Origin of the sequence: Clostridium tagluense (assembly GCF_003865095.1) — a bacterium.
GTDB lineage: Bacteria > Bacillota > Clostridia > Clostridiales > Clostridiaceae > Clostridium_AD > Clostridium_AD tagluense.
In genome coordinates this window covers 1-14,397 of sequence record NZ_BHYK01000054.1, presented here as the reverse complement: position 1 = coordinate 14,397, position 14,397 = coordinate 1, and the positions used below count along the sequence as shown (strand labels likewise).

The window sequence follows — 14,397 nt, the reverse complement described above, 5'->3', positions numbered from 1 at the left end:
GAGTCTGGACCGTGTCTCAGTTCCAATGTGGCCGATCACCCTCTCAGGTCGGCTACGCATCGTTGCCTTGGTGGGCCGTTACCTCACCAACTAGCTAATGCGCCGCGGGTCCATCTCAAAGTGGAATTTTCCGAAGAAAAATCCTTTGATGTTTCAATCATGCGATCAAAACATATTATGCGGTATTAATCTCCCTTTCGGGAGGCTATTCCCCTCTTTGAGGCAGGTTACCCACGTGTTACTCACCCGTCCGCCGCTAATCCACCCCGAAGGGTTTCATCGCTCGACTTGCATGTGTTAGGCACGCCGCCAGCGTTCGTCCTGAGCCAGGATCAAACTCTCAATTTAAAAGTTTACACTTTTTATTTGAAATGAATAATCTGCGACAACTGTTAAGTTGTTACGCAAGCTCATTACATACTTTTTAGTCTTACGACTAAAATTACTTTTTTATCTAAAGTAATTAACTGGTCAAGCGAAATGTTATTTCGCTATTTTACCTATTTCTCTGTTTAATTTTCAAAGACCAACTTGCTTCGTCATCATGTGACGACTTCTACTATTCTATCAGTTGTTTAATCATCTGTCAACAGTTTTTTAATATTTAAATTAAATTTTCTGTTACGCTACAATGATTGCTTTGTCACTGCTAAACTGCAACAACATTTATTATTCTATCATAATTAATTATATCTATTTTAAGTTATATAGTTTTTATCTCAATATAAGTCCACAATAATCTTACGTACTTACTTATTCGACGTTTTTCTTATATAGATACACTAGGACTAGTATACACAGATATTCTTATAAACTCATCCCAAACACCTGAATTTATAAAAATACCTACTATTGCATCTGTTTTAATCCCAAATAAAATTTCTATTTTATAAACTAATTAACTATCTTTAACCTTATAAAAAACCATGTGATCTCTCCATTCACCATTTATGTATAAGTACTTCTCACTTATACCAAGTTCTTTAAAACCAGAGTTTATTAAAACTCTTTGTGATTTTTCATTATCTATTAAAGTAGTTGCTTCTATTCTATGTAGCTCTAATTCCTCAAAAGCATATTCTACTACAAGTTTAACTGCCTCCTTCATATATCCTTTGCCTTGCTCGTTTTCATCCAAAGAATAACCTATAAAAGCATTTTTAAAAACACCCATAACTATATTAGATATTCTTATTTTTCCAATAAGTTTATTACTACTATATATACCTAAATTAACACCAGTACCTCTTAAAAATTGTTTGTAACTCTCTGTTAAAGTACGCTTCTGACTATCTATTGTATAAAAACCCTCATCCCTAGAAGGTTCAAATCGCCTTAGAAATTCTCTGTTTCTTAAGTAATAATCTAACACATCTTCCGCATCTCCAGGAGTTAATGCCCGAATTTTAATATTTATACGTTTAATCTCTAAACCTTTTTCTATTAAACTTCTATTAAAAGCAAAACTACTTATACCAAACATAAGCTCTGATTGGTATTCAGATTTATTTACTACACTGTCTGTTATAATACCCTCTAGCTCAAAGCCTAAATCAGTAAAAGCACTTATATTTATGGTTTCATGAGCTATGACATTTACTTTGTTTATTCCCATGTTTTTGAACAAGATCTTCAACATAAGATTTAATGTATCTTTTAAATACTCATAACTTTCATTATTGTTTCTATGAAACTTCAATCTAAATTGACAAAATTTGTTTTGTTTATCTAATTCTATTATAAATATTCTTCCTAATATAATATAAGCATTGTCTTTTATTACGTACTCTCTCCCATTTCCCTTTAGAGCTTCTAAACTTACATACTTACCCTTGTTCATTTTTAACCCCACTATCTAGAGTAAATTTACTTTTTGTATTTATATAAATAAGGTATATAAAAATAATTGATATTATTAAACTTATCGGTATCATATAAAAGGCAAAATAAGTACCAACCCTATCATTTAGTTTACCTATTACTAAGTTAAGCAACATATTAATTGAAGAAGTTAATGTAACTATCACTCCTGTTATATAAGCAGTATTCTGTTTAAATACCTTGCTTATGGTAAGCACAAGTGTTGGAAAGGTTATTGCAAAAAACAAACCTGAAACAGATATTATTATAAGCCCTTTTTCTCCAACAACTAGTCCTAAGGTGAATAAGCATACTGCAATTATTAGAGAACCCATTGTTGTTTTTAAATATCCTAGCTTTTCAACTACAAATCCCCCAACTAATCGCCCTATACTAAATATAACTAAAAACATAACACTATAAAAAGCACTCTTACTGCTATTATATTTATAATTATCTTTTATATAATTCACAAGCCAGCTTACTGTAGCTACCTCCGAAAATACATAAAATCCTAATGCAAATACGTAGAAATAAATTACTTTATTTCTTAACAGCTCCAATTTGTTTATTTTATTGCTTTCACTATATTTATGAGTATGAGGCATTTTTATAAAAGTGAATGCTATGAGTAGTATTACAAATAGCAATGATATTCCTAGATATATATTCCTCCAAGTAAATCCCTTGGTCATTAATATTCCACCTAGCGCTTGCCCTGTAGCCCCACCTACGCCATAGCAAAAATGAATTACATTCATAAGAATTGCTTGATAACTTAGAAGTAATACTGGCACTAATGTATTTATAGATATACTTGTAAGTGCAAGTCCTATATTCATAATGAACATATCTATTAAAAAAAATGTATAACTGTGGACTACCGACATTAATGCCAGTGATAAGACCATACAGCTGAGCCCTAATATAATAACCCTCTTTTGTCCTATCTTTTCACAAAGTATACCGCCAATATAAGAAAACGATATGTATGCTAAGGAACCAATAAAAATCATTATTCCGATACCAGTATTATCTATATTAAAGTCCAATTTAAAAGATGGTATAAATATTCCTTTAGTATTTTCAGCCATTGCATTTAGCGCCATAGCGATAAATAGAAAAATTATAACTATAGCATTATTTTTGTTTTTCAATTAATTTCCTCCTTATAGTCCTCTAGGGTGTCCTCCTAGTTTTAGTAGTCTGAGGAATCATCTCTCTTAATTCTCTATTGCAACTTCATTTTTATTTTCATTAATCAAATTTATTATAGCATAAATTATTATGGTTAAATATAGTAAACAATCAATATCCCATTTTGTTAATTTTGTGTTTTTAACTCTATTTTATGGTTAAATCATCTCCTGCGGAGCTGCAATTAACGACTCCAGAAGGAGATTTAAACTCCCACTGAAGTTTTATTTTTGTTATAGTACAGGACTCCCACTTATAGAAGTAGGAGACTTCCTTCTGAAATGTCGTTAAAACTATAATATCATATTTTTATTTAATAGCCTTTAAATTTTTGCTATACTTGTAATATAGACTTCACATAATTATAAACGAAAGGGTTGAGCACAATAAATAAGCAAAATATTAATAAATTAAAACTTTTTTTAATGGGTCTTGAAAATAGATTCTCTGAAAACTCCTCAATATTCAAGCAAGTTAATACCACCTACATATCTGGACTAAAGGAATTTAAAGGAACAGGCCTCTATAACAATGGAGATATTAAGTATAATTTTAATGGCAAAACAGAAACTTTAAATATATCTCAGTTATTTTCTAACATAATTAAAGAAGCTGAAAGCTATGATAGTTTATCATTAATTTATAGTGAAAGGGGCTCTGTGATTCTAATATCTGCTGATAATAAAAATGTAACTATGAAGAACTTAGATGTAGATCCTATAGATGCGGAGGACTCAAATAATGTTTCTTCTAAATCAGCGTCTGCCAGTACTCGTGGAACTACTTCCACCCTTTTAAATAGAGATTACTATATAAAGATTGGTAGCGCAGATAATTTACTAAAAGAAATAGGAATAATGAGTAAAGATGGTAAAATTAAAAATGATAAAATAAGAAAATATAATCAAATCGATCGCTATGTAGAACTATTAGAAGGAATTTTAGATAAACTTCCTAAAAATGAAATAGTAAATATCTTAGATTGTGGTTGTGGAAAATCTTATTTATCCTTTGTACTTAACTATTATTTAACAGAAGTTAAAAGAAAAAAATGCCATTTCATTGGGTTAGATTACTCTGAATCTGTAATAGAATCTTGCAGGATTATGGCCAAAAATTTAAATTATAGAAATATGGAATTCCAAGCTATAGATATTAAAGATTATGAACCTTCTAAAAATATACATGTAGTATTGTCCTTGCATGCTTGTGATACTGCTACAGATATGGCATTAGCCCTAGGGATAAGAGTAAACTCCGATGTAATAGTTGCTGTTCCCTGTTGCCATAAAGAATTTTTAAGCCAATATTCTTATGAACCATTTAAAAATATACTAAAGCAGGGTGTATTTAAAACAAGAATGGCAGATATTTTAACAGATGGAATGCGCTGCTTGATGTTAGAAGCTAAAGGATACGAGGTTTCTGTAGTGGAATATATATCTCCACTGGAAACACCTAAAAACACAATGATAAGAGCTATAAGAACTTCCACTGAAAATGATAAGGCTATGGATGAATATATATCTTTAATGAGTAGTTTAAATGTTTATCCTGCATTATACTCATTTTTAAACGACTGGGAAGTATAACCATAAAGTTAATTTCAAATAAAATAAAGATAAGAGTGCATTAATTTCCACTCTTATCTTTATTTTAATATCATTATCCATAGTTTTAAATATTATCTTTCACTTTAATTAAATCCTTAATAACTTCTCCACCAATTATCATACCTGCTACTGGAGGAACAAAGGATATACTACCGGGAATCTGTCTTTTTATAGCACATTTTTTTGATCCTCCGGTGCATACGCATCCTTCTTTACATGTTATAACCTCGTCCAGCTTTGGCTTTATAGGAATTTCCTCAGAATAAACCACCTTAAGAGTGTCAACATTTCTCTTTCTAAGTTCATGTCTCATAACCTTTGCAAGTGGACATACTTTCGTATCATAAATATCTGCAACCTTAAATAAAGTTGGATCTAATTTATTCCCTGTACCCAAACAGCATATAATATCGATACTCTGCTCTTTGCAATATTCCACTAAAGCTATTTTTGAAGTTACTGTATCAATAGCATCTACAACATAATCTGTATCTGGCGTAATAATATCTCCTATATTGTCCGCTGTTACAAAAGTTTCATGAGTGATAACTTCGCATTTAGGATTTATTTCAAGAATTCTATCCTTCATTACTAAAACCTTACTTTTACCTATAGTTTTAAATGTAGCATGTATTTGCCTATTTAAATTTGTTAAACATATTGTATCGTCATCTATTAATACCAATTTTCCAACACCAGCTCTTACTAGTGCCTCAACTGTATAACTACCAACTCCACCTATTCCAAACACCACTACCTTACTCTCTTGTAATTTGTTTAAACTATCCATACCTATTAATAACTCTGTTCTTGACAATGAATGCTGTGGCATATGTTTCTCTCCTTTGTAATATATAATATAGTTATAAAAAAATCAATTTCATAATTGTATTATACCCTAAATACACAAAAAGACCACGCATATGCGTGGTCTTTCGTTAAATTATAATTCGTGGACAAATATTCCACTTTGTAATTTTGGTTCGAACCAAGTTGATTTAGGAGGCATTGTCTTTCCTGCATTTGCTATATCCATTAAATCATCCATAGTTGTAGCACACATAGAGAATGCAACTTTCATTCCGCCCTTAACTCTTCTTTCAAGTTCAGAAAGTCCTCTTATTCCACCTACGAAATCAATTCTTGAGTTTGTTCTTGGATCATCAATTCCTAGAATTGGTTCTAGTAAATTATTTTGAAGTATTGATACGTCTAATCTATCTACTGGATCCTTCATATTAAAGGTTCCTTCTTTAGCAGCTAGTTTATACCATTTTCCCTCTAAGAACATTCCGTATGTTCTTTGAACCTCTGGTTTAAATTGACCTTCACCTTCATATAGAGTAATATCAAATTTTTCAGAAGCTTTGTTCATAAATTCTTCTGATGAGTTTCCGTTTAAATCTGCTACAACTCTATTATAATCCATTACATATAAATCATTGTCTGGGAATATAACTGATAAGAAGAAATTGAATTCCTCATCACCTGTGTATGATGGGTTCTCCTGTCTTCTCTTTAGTCCAACTTTAACAGCTGAAGCTGATCTATGATGACCATCAGCTATATATAAATAATCTGTTCCAGCAAATAGAGCTGATAGTTTATTAATAACCTCTTCCTCATCTATAACCCAAATAATTTGAGACACACCATCTTCAGATTTAAAATCATATACTGGTGTTTTTGTTTCTGTCCAGTTTTTCACTAAAGCATCTATTTCATCTTTATGTCTATATGTTAAGAATATTGGTCCAGTATTAGCATTTGTATAATCTACATGATTAAATCTATCAAGCTCTTTATCTGCTCTTGTTAACTCATGTTTTTTAATTATATCATTTATATAATCATCAATTGAAGCACACGCAACTATACCAGTTTGAGGTCTTCCATTCATTATTTGTCTATAAATATACAAACAAGGTTTTTCTTCTTGCATATATACTTTATAATTAATCATTTTTTTAAGATTTTCACTAGCTTTAAGATAAACTTGTTCACTGTGAACGTCTATGCCTGGTTCCAAATCTACCTCTGGTTTATCAACATGTAGAAATGAATAAGGTTTCCCTATTACCATTTCTCTAGCTTCTTCACTGTTCATAACATCATAAGGAAGAGCTGATACTTTCTCTACTAAATCTAATTGTGGTCTATACGCTTTAAAAGGTCTTACTACTGCCATGATTATTCCTCCTGTGATTAATTAATTTATTTGAAAAGATCGCAAATAATGCTGTTTATTTCACTACCTATTCTTGTTTGAGCTTCTTTAGTTGCAGCACCAATATGTGGTGTTACAGAAACCTTAGGATGGTTAACTAGTGCTTCATTTTTAGTTGGTTCTTCAACAAAAACATCTATTCCAGCTCCTGCTAGTTTACCATTATCTAATGCTTCTACTAATGCAGCTTCGTCAACTACTCCACCTCTAGCACAATTGATTAAGAATGAACCATCCTTCATCATAGCTAATTGATCCTTTCCTATAAGAGCTCCTTGCTCTTTAAAGAATGGTATATGTAATGATAGATAATCTGCTCTTTTTAAAACATCATTTAATTCACAGAATTCATATTCATCACAATCTTTAGCTTTCCCTATTATATCTGTATATATAACTGTCATACCAAGTGCAGATGCTTTTTTAGCAAGTTCTCTTGATATTCTTCCGAATCCAACAAGACCTAAAGTTTTTCCGCTAATTTCTACGCCTTCATATTTTTTCTTATCCCATTTGCCTTGTCTCATAGATACATTAGAAATATTAATAAATCTTGATATAGCAAACATATGAGCAAGGGCAAGTTCAGCTACAGATGCACTACTTGCATTTGGAGTGTTAGAAACTTTTATACCTTTTTCTATGGCATATGCTACATCTATATTGTCAACGCCAACTCCGCCACGAATTACAAGCTTTAATCTTCCTGCTTTTGCAGCAATATCTATTATTGGTTGTCTAACCTTTGTTGCAGATCTAACCACAATTACGTCAAAATCTTTTAACGCTTCACCTAAAGCTTCAGGTTCATAAAAATGTTCAACAACTTCGAATCCTTTAGCTCTTAACTCTTCAATAGCACTTTTCTCCATACCATCAGTAACTAATACTCTAATCATGATAATCCTCCTCTTTTATATAAAGAAAACGTTATACTTTAATGGTTCACTTCGGTAAAGTATACTATTTTCAATGATTACTTAAAGTTAAATTAAGAATGAAAAATCACATTATAATTTTTCATTCTTAATTTTTCATTATTTAAGTCCTAAAATATCGCTAATTAGTACTAATAACTCTTCTATTTCTTTTGGAGTAGTTTCAGCCATATGGGCTATTCTAAAAGTCTTATCTTTCAATTTTCCATAACCATTAGAAATCATAAAGCCTTTTTCTCCTAATTTCTTATTTAAGTCAGATACATTAATTTCTCTTGTGTTTTTGATGTTAGTTAATGTATTTGACAAAAAGTTTTCATCAGGGAATACTTCAAAGTATTTTCTAGCCCATGCACGAACAAGCTCTGCACCAGCAATATGTCTAGCGAATCTATTCTCTAAACCTTCTGCAAGTATCTTATCTAGTTGATAATCTAGTGCAAACATATGCGCAAGTGATGGTGTAGATGGATATTGATAATCTTTCTTTTGTATGTAATCATACATTCCTAATAAATCGAAATATATACCTCTGTTTGTAACTTGTTTAGCTCTTTCTACTGCTTTTTTTGAGAATGAACAAATAGCCATTCCTGCAGGTAATCCTAAACATTTTTGAGTTGAAGTAATACAAATATCTATAGCCCATTCGTCTACTTTTACTTCTGTTCCAGCAGCGTTACTTACTGTATCAACACATACTACAACTTCAGGATATTTTTTATATACATCTGAAAGAGCTTTCATGTCATTCATAAGTCCTGTTGAAGTTTCATTCATAGTAATAGTTATTAAATCATATTTTCCAGTTGATAATGCTGCTTCAAGCATTTCTGGAGTTGTTGGTTGTCCCCATTCAGATTCAATTTTATCTGCTGGTACTCCGTTAGATGTACACATTTCAAACCATCTGTTTCCAAATGCTCCTACTGAAAATACTGCTGCTCTTTTTGCTGTACATGAACGAACAGCACCTTCCATTAGTCCACTTCCTGAACTAGTTGAAAGTAGTATTTCTTCTTTAGTGTTAAATACTTTTCTCATTTTATCACTTATGTTTCTTTGTAATGCAGATGCTTCCTTACCTCTGTGTGATATTTGAGGAGTAGCCATTTTTTGAAGTACATCGTCTGCTACCTCTACCGGTCCTGGTATAAATAATCTTTTATGCATAATTTACCCTCCAAATTTTATATTTTGCTATTTTTTATTCATTTTGTAATTTTTCTTGAAGTCTAATAACCACTTTCATTTTAACACTTAAACATAATTTTCTCAATATGATAGAAATAAATATTATGATAATTTTAGCAATATTCTATATATAGTATATCTATTCTAAAATATTAATTCAATTCACTGCTATAATAGCATTTTAAAATGTAATATATACCACTTAATATAACGAAACATATTCGTTACATTAAGTGGTAAAAACCGCCTTTTAAAAATTACAATTAGAATACTAGTGATTTATTACCTGCATTAACCTTGATCGAGTCCTGCTAAAACTTTATCGTATAAATTAACTTCACATTTATTGTTCTTTAAATGATTGCAATTTTCACAACTTTTGCTAAATGGTGTACCTATTGAAGATTGAAATCCTGTACCTACTGAGTCATAACCATCACAACTATTTGCTACATGGGACATCTGTTCTATGTTTGGCATAATACTACTCCTCCTTATAATTTAAAAATAGTCAATTTACACTTATTGTTTCCCTAATTTCATCAAATAATCCCTCTGTACACTTTTCTCTTACATAATTAACACAACTACTACAACTTTCAGACCCATAAGTGATGCTATTCACGAGTCTCATATAATATACTGGTCTATATCCATTACAATTCTGAGCTACTCTCATTTTTATTTCACTTGAAACCATAATATCCTCCAACATTTATAGTTTTATGTATTAATGTTAGTCTTCCTTTTATTTAGATTTTTAATTCTCAGTATTTAAAATATAAAAAAGCTACTAAACACAAAATGTTTTAGTAGCTTGTACATGTTATTTAAAATTATATATTAATTATAGATTCCGTTTCTCTGCAGTATTTTGTAGTTAGGCACTGTCCTAAATTTCTTGGACATCTTTTACAAATGCAGTCAGAAGCTTTTCCATCACATTCTTTTGTTTCTGCTTCAGGACATTTATCACAATTATCTCCACCTACAGCCATTTTATCACCTACCTGTTTAATTTATAATATACTATTCTTCTTTATTCTCTGTCTCATACTTTGTTCTGTACTTAATCATTATTTCATTTAATATATCTGCTACTATTGGCGGTGTATAAGTAATCGCGTTAGCTCCTGCTTGTATTGTTTCTATTATACTTGCATTGTTCGGGCCACCTGTTGCGATTATTGGGAAGTCAGGATGTTTTTCCCTTATTTTTCTAATTATATAAGCTGTTCTTTTCGCCCCTGAGACATTAAGTATAGTTGCTCCCGCATCTATTCTCGCTTCTATATCTTCAAATTCTGATACAATGGTAACTATTATTGGTATATCTATAGTCTCCCTTATTTGTGTTACAACTTCATTAGATATTGGACTATTAACTACTATTCCCATAGCCCCTTTAAATTCAGCATCCAATGCTAAATTTGTTACTCTTTTCCCTGTAGTAATTCCTCCTCCAACACCACAAAATACTGGTACATCTGCTGCCAGTAGTAAGGCCTCTGTTATTATAGGCTGAGGTGTAAATGGATATACTGCAATAACTGCATCAGCGTTTGTATTTCTTATAACTGCTACATCTGTCGTAAAAACAAAAGACTTTAATCTTTTCCCAAATATTACAATACCACTGGCATCTCTTATTGCACTTGGTAGCTCTATCATATGACTTCTCAAAGTTCCTTTTATTTGAGGTACTTTTTTGTTTGAATTTTTATTTTCAATGTTTTTTTCCATTTTTGTCCTTCTTCCTTTTTTTATTTATAAAATATTCATTCTCATTTTTATTAGACTAAATTTTTTATCAATATCTTAAATATAATTATACTTACATTGGATAATTAATTCTACCCATAATACTTATATTATTTTATTTATACTAGCAATTATTTTATAATTACTATAAAATAATTACATAGAGTTTAAGTTTACATATTAAGGAGGTCTTTAATGCACAGAAAAATCCATTCAACCTATTATATGTTTATTTACTTATGTTTATTTTTCATAATTTTGGCATTCGTTATGGACACACCAACGGAAATTCTCCTAGGCTTTAAAAAAATACTTTTTGAATCTAATATACTAATAACAGATTACATAGAACTTGCAGGCATTGGTGCTACTTTTATTAATATGTCACTAGTAGTTTTAGCCTCCATATCACTTCTTATATATGTCGGAATAAAACCAAATGGTTCCACTATAGCTGCACTATTTACAATGGATGCCTTGCAGGTTTTTTGCACATTTGCTTAATGATGAATCTTGCCTATCTTCATGGGGGTTTAAATTTATATAACAACGGTTTTGCAGGAGGAATGGTATGTATAATCCTTATACCAATTATTACTGCATTTAGAAAGGAGCTTAAATAATATTGAAGCATACACATCAAAGAAATATAAAAATAGTAAATGAATTAATGGGCTATTGTTATAACCATGGTTCAGAAAACATTCATATTGATATAAATAAAGAAAATGAAAAAGTAATCATATTTATAAAAGCACAAACCCTAACTATATCCAAGGAAGACCTTGAACTTTTAGAAATATCCCTAAATGCGCAAAGGTGTCATGAAATGGAAGAGTACTATTGGAACCTTACAGGTGATAATGATTCTTATTCAGAGCTCACTCTTGTAGGTATGATGATTGATGAAGCTCACATAACTTATGTTGATGGTGAGTATCTTGAAATACTCTTAACTAGAATTCCATAAAAAACTCTAATTAGCTATTTTTTATTATTTTACAATTTAGGAAAAAGGATCAAGCAATGATTTTTGCTTGGTCCTCCTTCTGAAATAATTAATTAACCTAACTCCACGTATTATTATTTTATAAGAATTTACTCTTCTTCTATAATATCTGAACAATCAGTTTCTATATCACATCTATAAGCTTTTTTTCCCTTATATTTAATTTCCTTTAGCAATTTTCTAACAACCCTTTTTCCTATTTCGTCTTCACTCATTTCGCAGAGAGCATCATCTATATTTGCCCAATCAACCCAATCAACTTCAGAGGACTTATTTATTTCCCCCTCAATATACACAGCCCTAAAAGTTAGCATTATAATTTCTTTAGAAGCTAAATATTCACTTCCCAAATATTTTATATCGCCAACAGTTATTCCGGTTTCCTCTTTAACTTCCCTGTATACAGTATCTTCAACAGATTCTCCGTTGGTTACATATCCTGATACCAATACCTTGGAGTTCTTGAAAGTATAACTTTGTTTAAGAAGTAAAATTTCTTTACCCTTCGTAACTGCAACTACTATACATGGTTTTGGTGTGTCAAAATACATAATGTCATCCACAGGGCAATATGGAACTCCACCTTCATCCCAGCTGTATTTTTCAATTAATTGTTTTCCACAAATTGGGCAATATATAAATTTCAAAATTTTCCCTCCCTAACCTCTATTTTATTCTTCAACCACTTATTTTAAATCTAGTTCAATTATTGCTTATTTTAAAACAATTATCAATAAGATGTATAAAAATAATTATAAAACAACCTTAACTGACTTACTTAAAGTTATAAACTTTTCACCAACTTCACATTCATAAGCATAAATGTCAACACCCTCATTGTACGCTAGCCTTAATGCCTGTCCAAAAGCTCCATCCATATCATCATAGGGAGAAAAATCATCTATATTATTCATTTGAATAAGAAAAAGTACTCCAGCTCCAAAACCCATTTTTTTAGCCTCTATAAGCTCTAATAAATGTTTTCTTCCTCTTTCTGTAGGTGCATCCGGAAACATACTTTTACCATCTACCTCATATGTAACTCCCTTTACTTCAAGATAATAATCTTCCCCCATATCATTAGATAGCTTAAAATCAAATCTACTATTTCCAAAAGTTTTTTCCTTTTGTATTATATTGTATTTAATAAGATTTTCTATTTTATTATTTTTTAAGGCTTCATCAACAACTTTATTAGGAATTTGTGAATCTATATTAATGATTTTATCATTTTTATATCCTGCAATTAGATCATATAGTGTTTTTCTAGTAGGATTAAGCTCTTCTCTTAATAAAACCTTGGATCCAGGAATTAATATCTCCTTGCATCTTCCTGTATTAGGAACATGAACTATTAATTCTTCGCCATTTAAATTTACGTAAGCCTCAAATCTATTTGGTCTTATTATAAATTCTGCAACAAAAACTCTTTTATTTATAAACATAATTTCATCTCCATTTTTATAAATATACACTAATTTATAAAAGTTATCAACATTATCCACAGTTATGATAGTGTTTTATGTGGATACATTGATCATTATCTTATAAAACAAAAAAAATGTAATCAAAAAAGCCCTTGCAAATGCAAGGACTTTTCTTATGGTGACTCCTAGGGGAATTGAACCCCTGTTACTACCGTGAAAGGGTGGTGTCTTAACCTCTTGACCAAGGAGCCTTATAAATTTTGGTGGCTTACCGGGGAATCGAACCCCGGACACCATGATTAAAAGTCATGTGCTCTACCAACTGAGCTAGTAAACCATATTGGCTGGGAGGGCAGGATTTGAACCTACGAATGCCACAGTCAAAGTGTGGTGCCTTACCGCTTGGCGACATCCCAACAATATAATGGTGTGTCTTAAGGGATTTGAACCCCCGGCCCACGCCTTAGAAGGGCGTTGCTCTATCCAACTGAGCTAAAGACACATATTAAAAAATAAAATGGAGCGGGTAGAGGGAATCGAACCCTCGTAATTAGCTTGGAAGGCTAACACTCTACCATTGAGTTATACCCGCTTAATAAATATGGTGCAGATGAAGGGACTTGAACCCTTACACCGTAAAGCGCTAGATCCTAAGTCTAGTGCGTCTGCCATTCCGCCACATCTGCAATATATATATGGTGACTCCTAGGGGAATTGAACCCCTGTTACCACCGTGAAAGGGTGGTGTCTTAACCGCTTGACCAAGGAGCCTTATGACCTGGCGACAACCTACTCTCCCACAAAGTTACCCCTGCAGTACCATTGGCGCATTGAAGCTTAACCTACCTGTTCGGTATGGGAAGGGGTGTTACATTCATGCCATAATCACCAGATTTGTTTTTTAGAAACAATAATTGAGAATCTACCGTCGTTGACTACGGATACTAGATATAAAATATCTTCTCATTATTATCCCTATATAGAGATAATTTTTTTCTTTACAGAAAAATATTCTCTCAAAATTGCACAGTGAAATTTTCGCTTTATATATATTAAGGTCAAGCCCTCGACTTATTAGTATTAGTCAGCTGAACATGTTACCATGCTTACACCTCTAACCTATCAACCTGGTGTTCTTCCAGGAGTCTTACTAACACCGTGCTTACGCACG

16 protein-coding genes, 7 tRNA genes and 3 rRNA genes are annotated in these 14,397 nt (G+C 31.5%); 4 read left to right on the top strand and 22 right to left on the bottom strand.

Annotation, left to right across the window (positions count from 1 at the left end; genetic code table 11):
* The 3 genes from Ctaglu_RS23410 to Ctaglu_RS23400 all read right to left on the bottom strand — a co-directional run.
* Positions 1 to 348: ribosomal RNA gene (locus Ctaglu_RS23410) — 16S ribosomal RNA — on the bottom strand; the annotation flags it as partial.
* 550 nt (positions 349 to 898) lie between these two features.
* The gene (locus tag Ctaglu_RS23405; RefSeq protein ID WP_125006289.1) at positions 899 to 1,840 is read right to left on the bottom strand and encodes a GNAT family N-acetyltransferase; all 942 of its coding nucleotides are present in this window, start codon (positions 1,838 to 1,840) and stop codon (positions 899 to 901) included.
* The gene (locus tag Ctaglu_RS23400; protein WP_125006287.1) at positions 1,827 to 3,017 is read right to left on the bottom strand and encodes an MFS transporter; all 1,191 of its coding nucleotides are present in this window, start codon (positions 3,015 to 3,017) and stop codon (positions 1,827 to 1,829) included. Before Ctaglu_RS23400 ends, Ctaglu_RS23405 begins: the two co-directional genes overlap by 14 nt.
* Positions 3,018 to 3,443: 426 nt before the next feature.
* On the opposite strand from Ctaglu_RS23400, the gene Ctaglu_RS23395 reads away from it, so the two are divergent.
* Positions 3,444 to 4,649, top strand: a complete 1,206-nt coding sequence (locus Ctaglu_RS23395; protein WP_125006291.1) for a class I SAM-dependent methyltransferase — start codon at positions 3,444 to 3,446, stop codon at positions 4,647 to 4,649.
* Positions 4,650 to 4,734: 85 nt separating this feature from the next.
* On the opposite strand, the gene Ctaglu_RS23390 is transcribed toward Ctaglu_RS23395, so the two are convergent.
* The 8 genes from Ctaglu_RS23390 to Ctaglu_RS23360 all read right to left on the bottom strand — a co-directional run bounded on the left by Ctaglu_RS23390 (position 4,735) and on the right by Ctaglu_RS23360 (position 10,772).
* Positions 4,735 to 5,502, bottom strand: coding sequence for a tRNA threonylcarbamoyladenosine dehydratase (locus Ctaglu_RS23390; RefSeq protein ID WP_125006285.1), 768 nt, complete (start codon positions 5,500 to 5,502; stop codon positions 4,735 to 4,737).
* 111 nt (positions 5,503 to 5,613) lie between these two features.
* Positions 5,614 to 6,858 carry a DUF1015 domain-containing protein gene (locus Ctaglu_RS23385; RefSeq protein ID WP_125006283.1) on the bottom strand — a complete coding sequence of 415 codons (1,245 nt, stop codon included), beginning with the start codon at positions 6,856 to 6,858 and terminating at the stop codon, positions 5,614 to 5,616.
* 26 nt (positions 6,859 to 6,884) lie between these two features.
* On the bottom strand, positions 6,885 to 7,796 hold the full coding sequence (locus tag Ctaglu_RS23380) for a D-2-hydroxyacid dehydrogenase (RefSeq protein ID WP_125006281.1): 912 nt from the start codon (positions 7,794 to 7,796) through the stop codon (positions 6,885 to 6,887).
* A gap of 138 nt (positions 7,797 to 7,934) precedes the next feature.
* A complete protein-coding gene (locus Ctaglu_RS23375) occupies positions 7,935 to 9,008 on the bottom strand; it encodes a pyridoxal-phosphate-dependent aminotransferase family protein (protein WP_125006279.1) in 1,074 nt (357 codons plus the stop codon).
* 312 nt (positions 9,009 to 9,320) lie between these two features.
* Positions 9,321 to 9,509 (bottom strand): hypothetical protein, encoded by a 189-nt coding sequence (locus tag Ctaglu_RS23370; protein ID WP_125006277.1) that lies wholly within the window; start codon positions 9,507 to 9,509, stop codon positions 9,321 to 9,323.
* Positions 9,510 to 9,540: 31 nt separating this feature from the next.
* Positions 9,541 to 9,729, bottom strand: a complete 189-nt coding sequence (locus Ctaglu_RS23365; RefSeq protein WP_125006275.1) for a hypothetical protein — start codon at positions 9,727 to 9,729, stop codon at positions 9,541 to 9,543.
* A 136-nt stretch (positions 9,730 to 9,865) separates the two neighbouring features.
* On the bottom strand, positions 9,866 to 10,027 hold the full coding sequence (locus Ctaglu_RS25630; protein WP_164952451.1) for a hypothetical protein: 162 nt from the start codon (positions 10,025 to 10,027) through the stop codon (positions 9,866 to 9,868).
* Positions 10,028 to 10,058: 31 nt separating this feature from the next.
* Positions 10,059 to 10,772, bottom strand: a complete 714-nt coding sequence (locus Ctaglu_RS23360; RefSeq protein ID WP_125006273.1) for a hydrolase — start codon at positions 10,770 to 10,772, stop codon at positions 10,059 to 10,061.
* Between the two features lie 213 nt (positions 10,773 to 10,985).
* Between Ctaglu_RS23360 and Ctaglu_RS23355 the strand changes: the two genes are divergently transcribed.
* From Ctaglu_RS23355 to Ctaglu_RS23345, 3 genes are read left to right on the top strand one after another with little or no spacing between them, the layout of a single operon-like run.
* Positions 10,986 to 11,294, top strand: a complete 309-nt coding sequence (locus Ctaglu_RS23355) for a DUF1576 domain-containing protein (protein ID WP_125006271.1) — start codon at positions 10,986 to 10,988, stop codon at positions 11,292 to 11,294.
* Entirely contained in the window at positions 11,294 to 11,413 is a 120-nt protein-coding gene (locus Ctaglu_RS26545) for a DUF1576 domain-containing protein (protein ID WP_125006269.1), read from the top strand. Before Ctaglu_RS23355 ends, Ctaglu_RS26545 begins: the two co-directional genes overlap by 1 nt.
* 2 nt (positions 11,414 to 11,415) lie before the next feature.
* Positions 11,416 to 11,760 (top strand): hypothetical protein, encoded by a 345-nt coding sequence (locus Ctaglu_RS23345; RefSeq protein WP_125006267.1) that lies wholly within the window; start codon positions 11,416 to 11,418, stop codon positions 11,758 to 11,760.
* A gap of 128 nt (positions 11,761 to 11,888) precedes the next feature.
* Here Ctaglu_RS23345 and Ctaglu_RS23340 read toward each other — a convergent pair whose 3' ends face one another.
* The 11 genes from Ctaglu_RS23340 to Ctaglu_RS23290 all read right to left on the bottom strand — a co-directional run.
* Complete coding sequence (locus Ctaglu_RS23340) at positions 11,889 to 12,446, bottom strand: NAD(+) diphosphatase (RefSeq protein ID WP_125006265.1); 558 nt, start codon at positions 12,444 to 12,446, stop codon at positions 11,889 to 11,891.
* A 105-nt stretch (positions 12,447 to 12,551) separates the two neighbouring features.
* The gene (sfsA, locus tag Ctaglu_RS23335; RefSeq protein ID WP_125006263.1) at positions 12,552 to 13,244 is read right to left on the bottom strand and encodes a DNA/RNA nuclease SfsA; all 693 of its coding nucleotides are present in this window, start codon (positions 13,242 to 13,244) and stop codon (positions 12,552 to 12,554) included.
* Between the two features lie 158 nt (positions 13,245 to 13,402).
* Positions 13,403 to 13,477, bottom strand: a tRNA-Glu gene (locus Ctaglu_RS23330).
* Positions 13,478 to 13,487: 10 nt separating this feature from the next.
* Positions 13,488 to 13,563: transfer RNA gene (locus tag Ctaglu_RS23325), tRNA-Lys, on the bottom strand.
* Positions 13,564 to 13,567: 4 nt separating this feature from the next.
* Positions 13,568 to 13,642: transfer RNA gene (locus Ctaglu_RS23320), tRNA-Gln, on the bottom strand.
* 9 nt (positions 13,643 to 13,651) lie between these two features.
* Positions 13,652 to 13,728, bottom strand: a tRNA-Arg gene (locus Ctaglu_RS23315).
* A 16-nt stretch (positions 13,729 to 13,744) separates the two neighbouring features.
* Positions 13,745 to 13,818: transfer RNA gene (locus Ctaglu_RS23310), tRNA-Gly, on the bottom strand.
* A gap of 10 nt (positions 13,819 to 13,828) precedes the next feature.
* Positions 13,829 to 13,912: transfer RNA gene (locus tag Ctaglu_RS23305), tRNA-Leu, on the bottom strand.
* Between the two features lie 10 nt (positions 13,913 to 13,922).
* A tRNA-Glu gene (locus tag Ctaglu_RS23300) sits at positions 13,923 to 13,997 on the bottom strand.
* A 5-nt stretch (positions 13,998 to 14,002) separates the two neighbouring features.
* Positions 14,003 to 14,119 (bottom strand): 5S ribosomal RNA (gene rrf, locus Ctaglu_RS23295).
* 161 nt (positions 14,120 to 14,280) lie between these two features.
* Positions 14,281 to 14,397: ribosomal RNA gene (locus Ctaglu_RS23290) — 23S ribosomal RNA — on the bottom strand; the annotation flags it as partial.

Excerpts from the sequence above, each read along its gene's own strand:
- sfsA (WP_125006263.1), bottom strand. The coding sequence starts at position 13,244 with ATGTTTATAAATAAAAGAGTTTTTGTTGCAGAATTTATAATAAGACCA.
- Ctaglu_RS23375 (WP_125006279.1), bottom strand. The coding sequence starts at position 9,008 with ATGCATAAAAGATTATTTATACCAGGACCGGTAGAGGTAGCAGACGAT.
- Ctaglu_RS23355 (WP_125006271.1), top strand. The coding sequence starts at position 10,986 with ATGCACAGAAAAATCCATTCAACCTATTATATGTTTATTTACTTATGT.
- Ctaglu_RS25630 (WP_164952451.1), bottom strand. The coding sequence starts at position 10,027 with ATGGCTGTAGGTGGAGATAATTGTGATAAATGTCCTGAAGCAGAAACA.
- Ctaglu_RS23370 (WP_125006277.1), bottom strand. The coding sequence starts at position 9,509 with ATGCCAAACATAGAACAGATGTCCCATGTAGCAAATAGTTGTGATGGT.
- Ctaglu_RS23380 (WP_125006281.1), bottom strand. The coding sequence starts at position 7,796 with ATGATTAGAGTATTAGTTACTGATGGTATGGAGAAAAGTGCTATTGAA.
- Ctaglu_RS26545 (WP_125006269.1), top strand. The coding sequence starts at position 11,294 with ATGATGAATCTTGCCTATCTTCATGGGGGTTTAAATTTATATAACAAC.
- Ctaglu_RS23405 (WP_125006289.1), bottom strand. The coding sequence starts at position 1,840 with ATGAACAAGGGTAAGTATGTAAGTTTAGAAGCTCTAAAGGGAAATGGG.
- Ctaglu_RS23360 (WP_125006273.1), bottom strand. The coding sequence starts at position 10,772 with ATGGAAAAAAACATTGAAAATAAAAATTCAAACAAAAAAGTACCTCAA.
- Ctaglu_RS23365 (WP_125006275.1), bottom strand. The coding sequence starts at position 9,729 with ATGGTTTCAAGTGAAATAAAAATGAGAGTAGCTCAGAATTGTAATGGA.
- Ctaglu_RS23385 (WP_125006283.1), bottom strand. The coding sequence starts at position 6,858 with ATGGCAGTAGTAAGACCTTTTAAAGCGTATAGACCACAATTAGATTTA.
- Ctaglu_RS23390 (WP_125006285.1), bottom strand. The coding sequence starts at position 5,502 with ATGCCACAGCATTCATTGTCAAGAACAGAGTTATTAATAGGTATGGAT.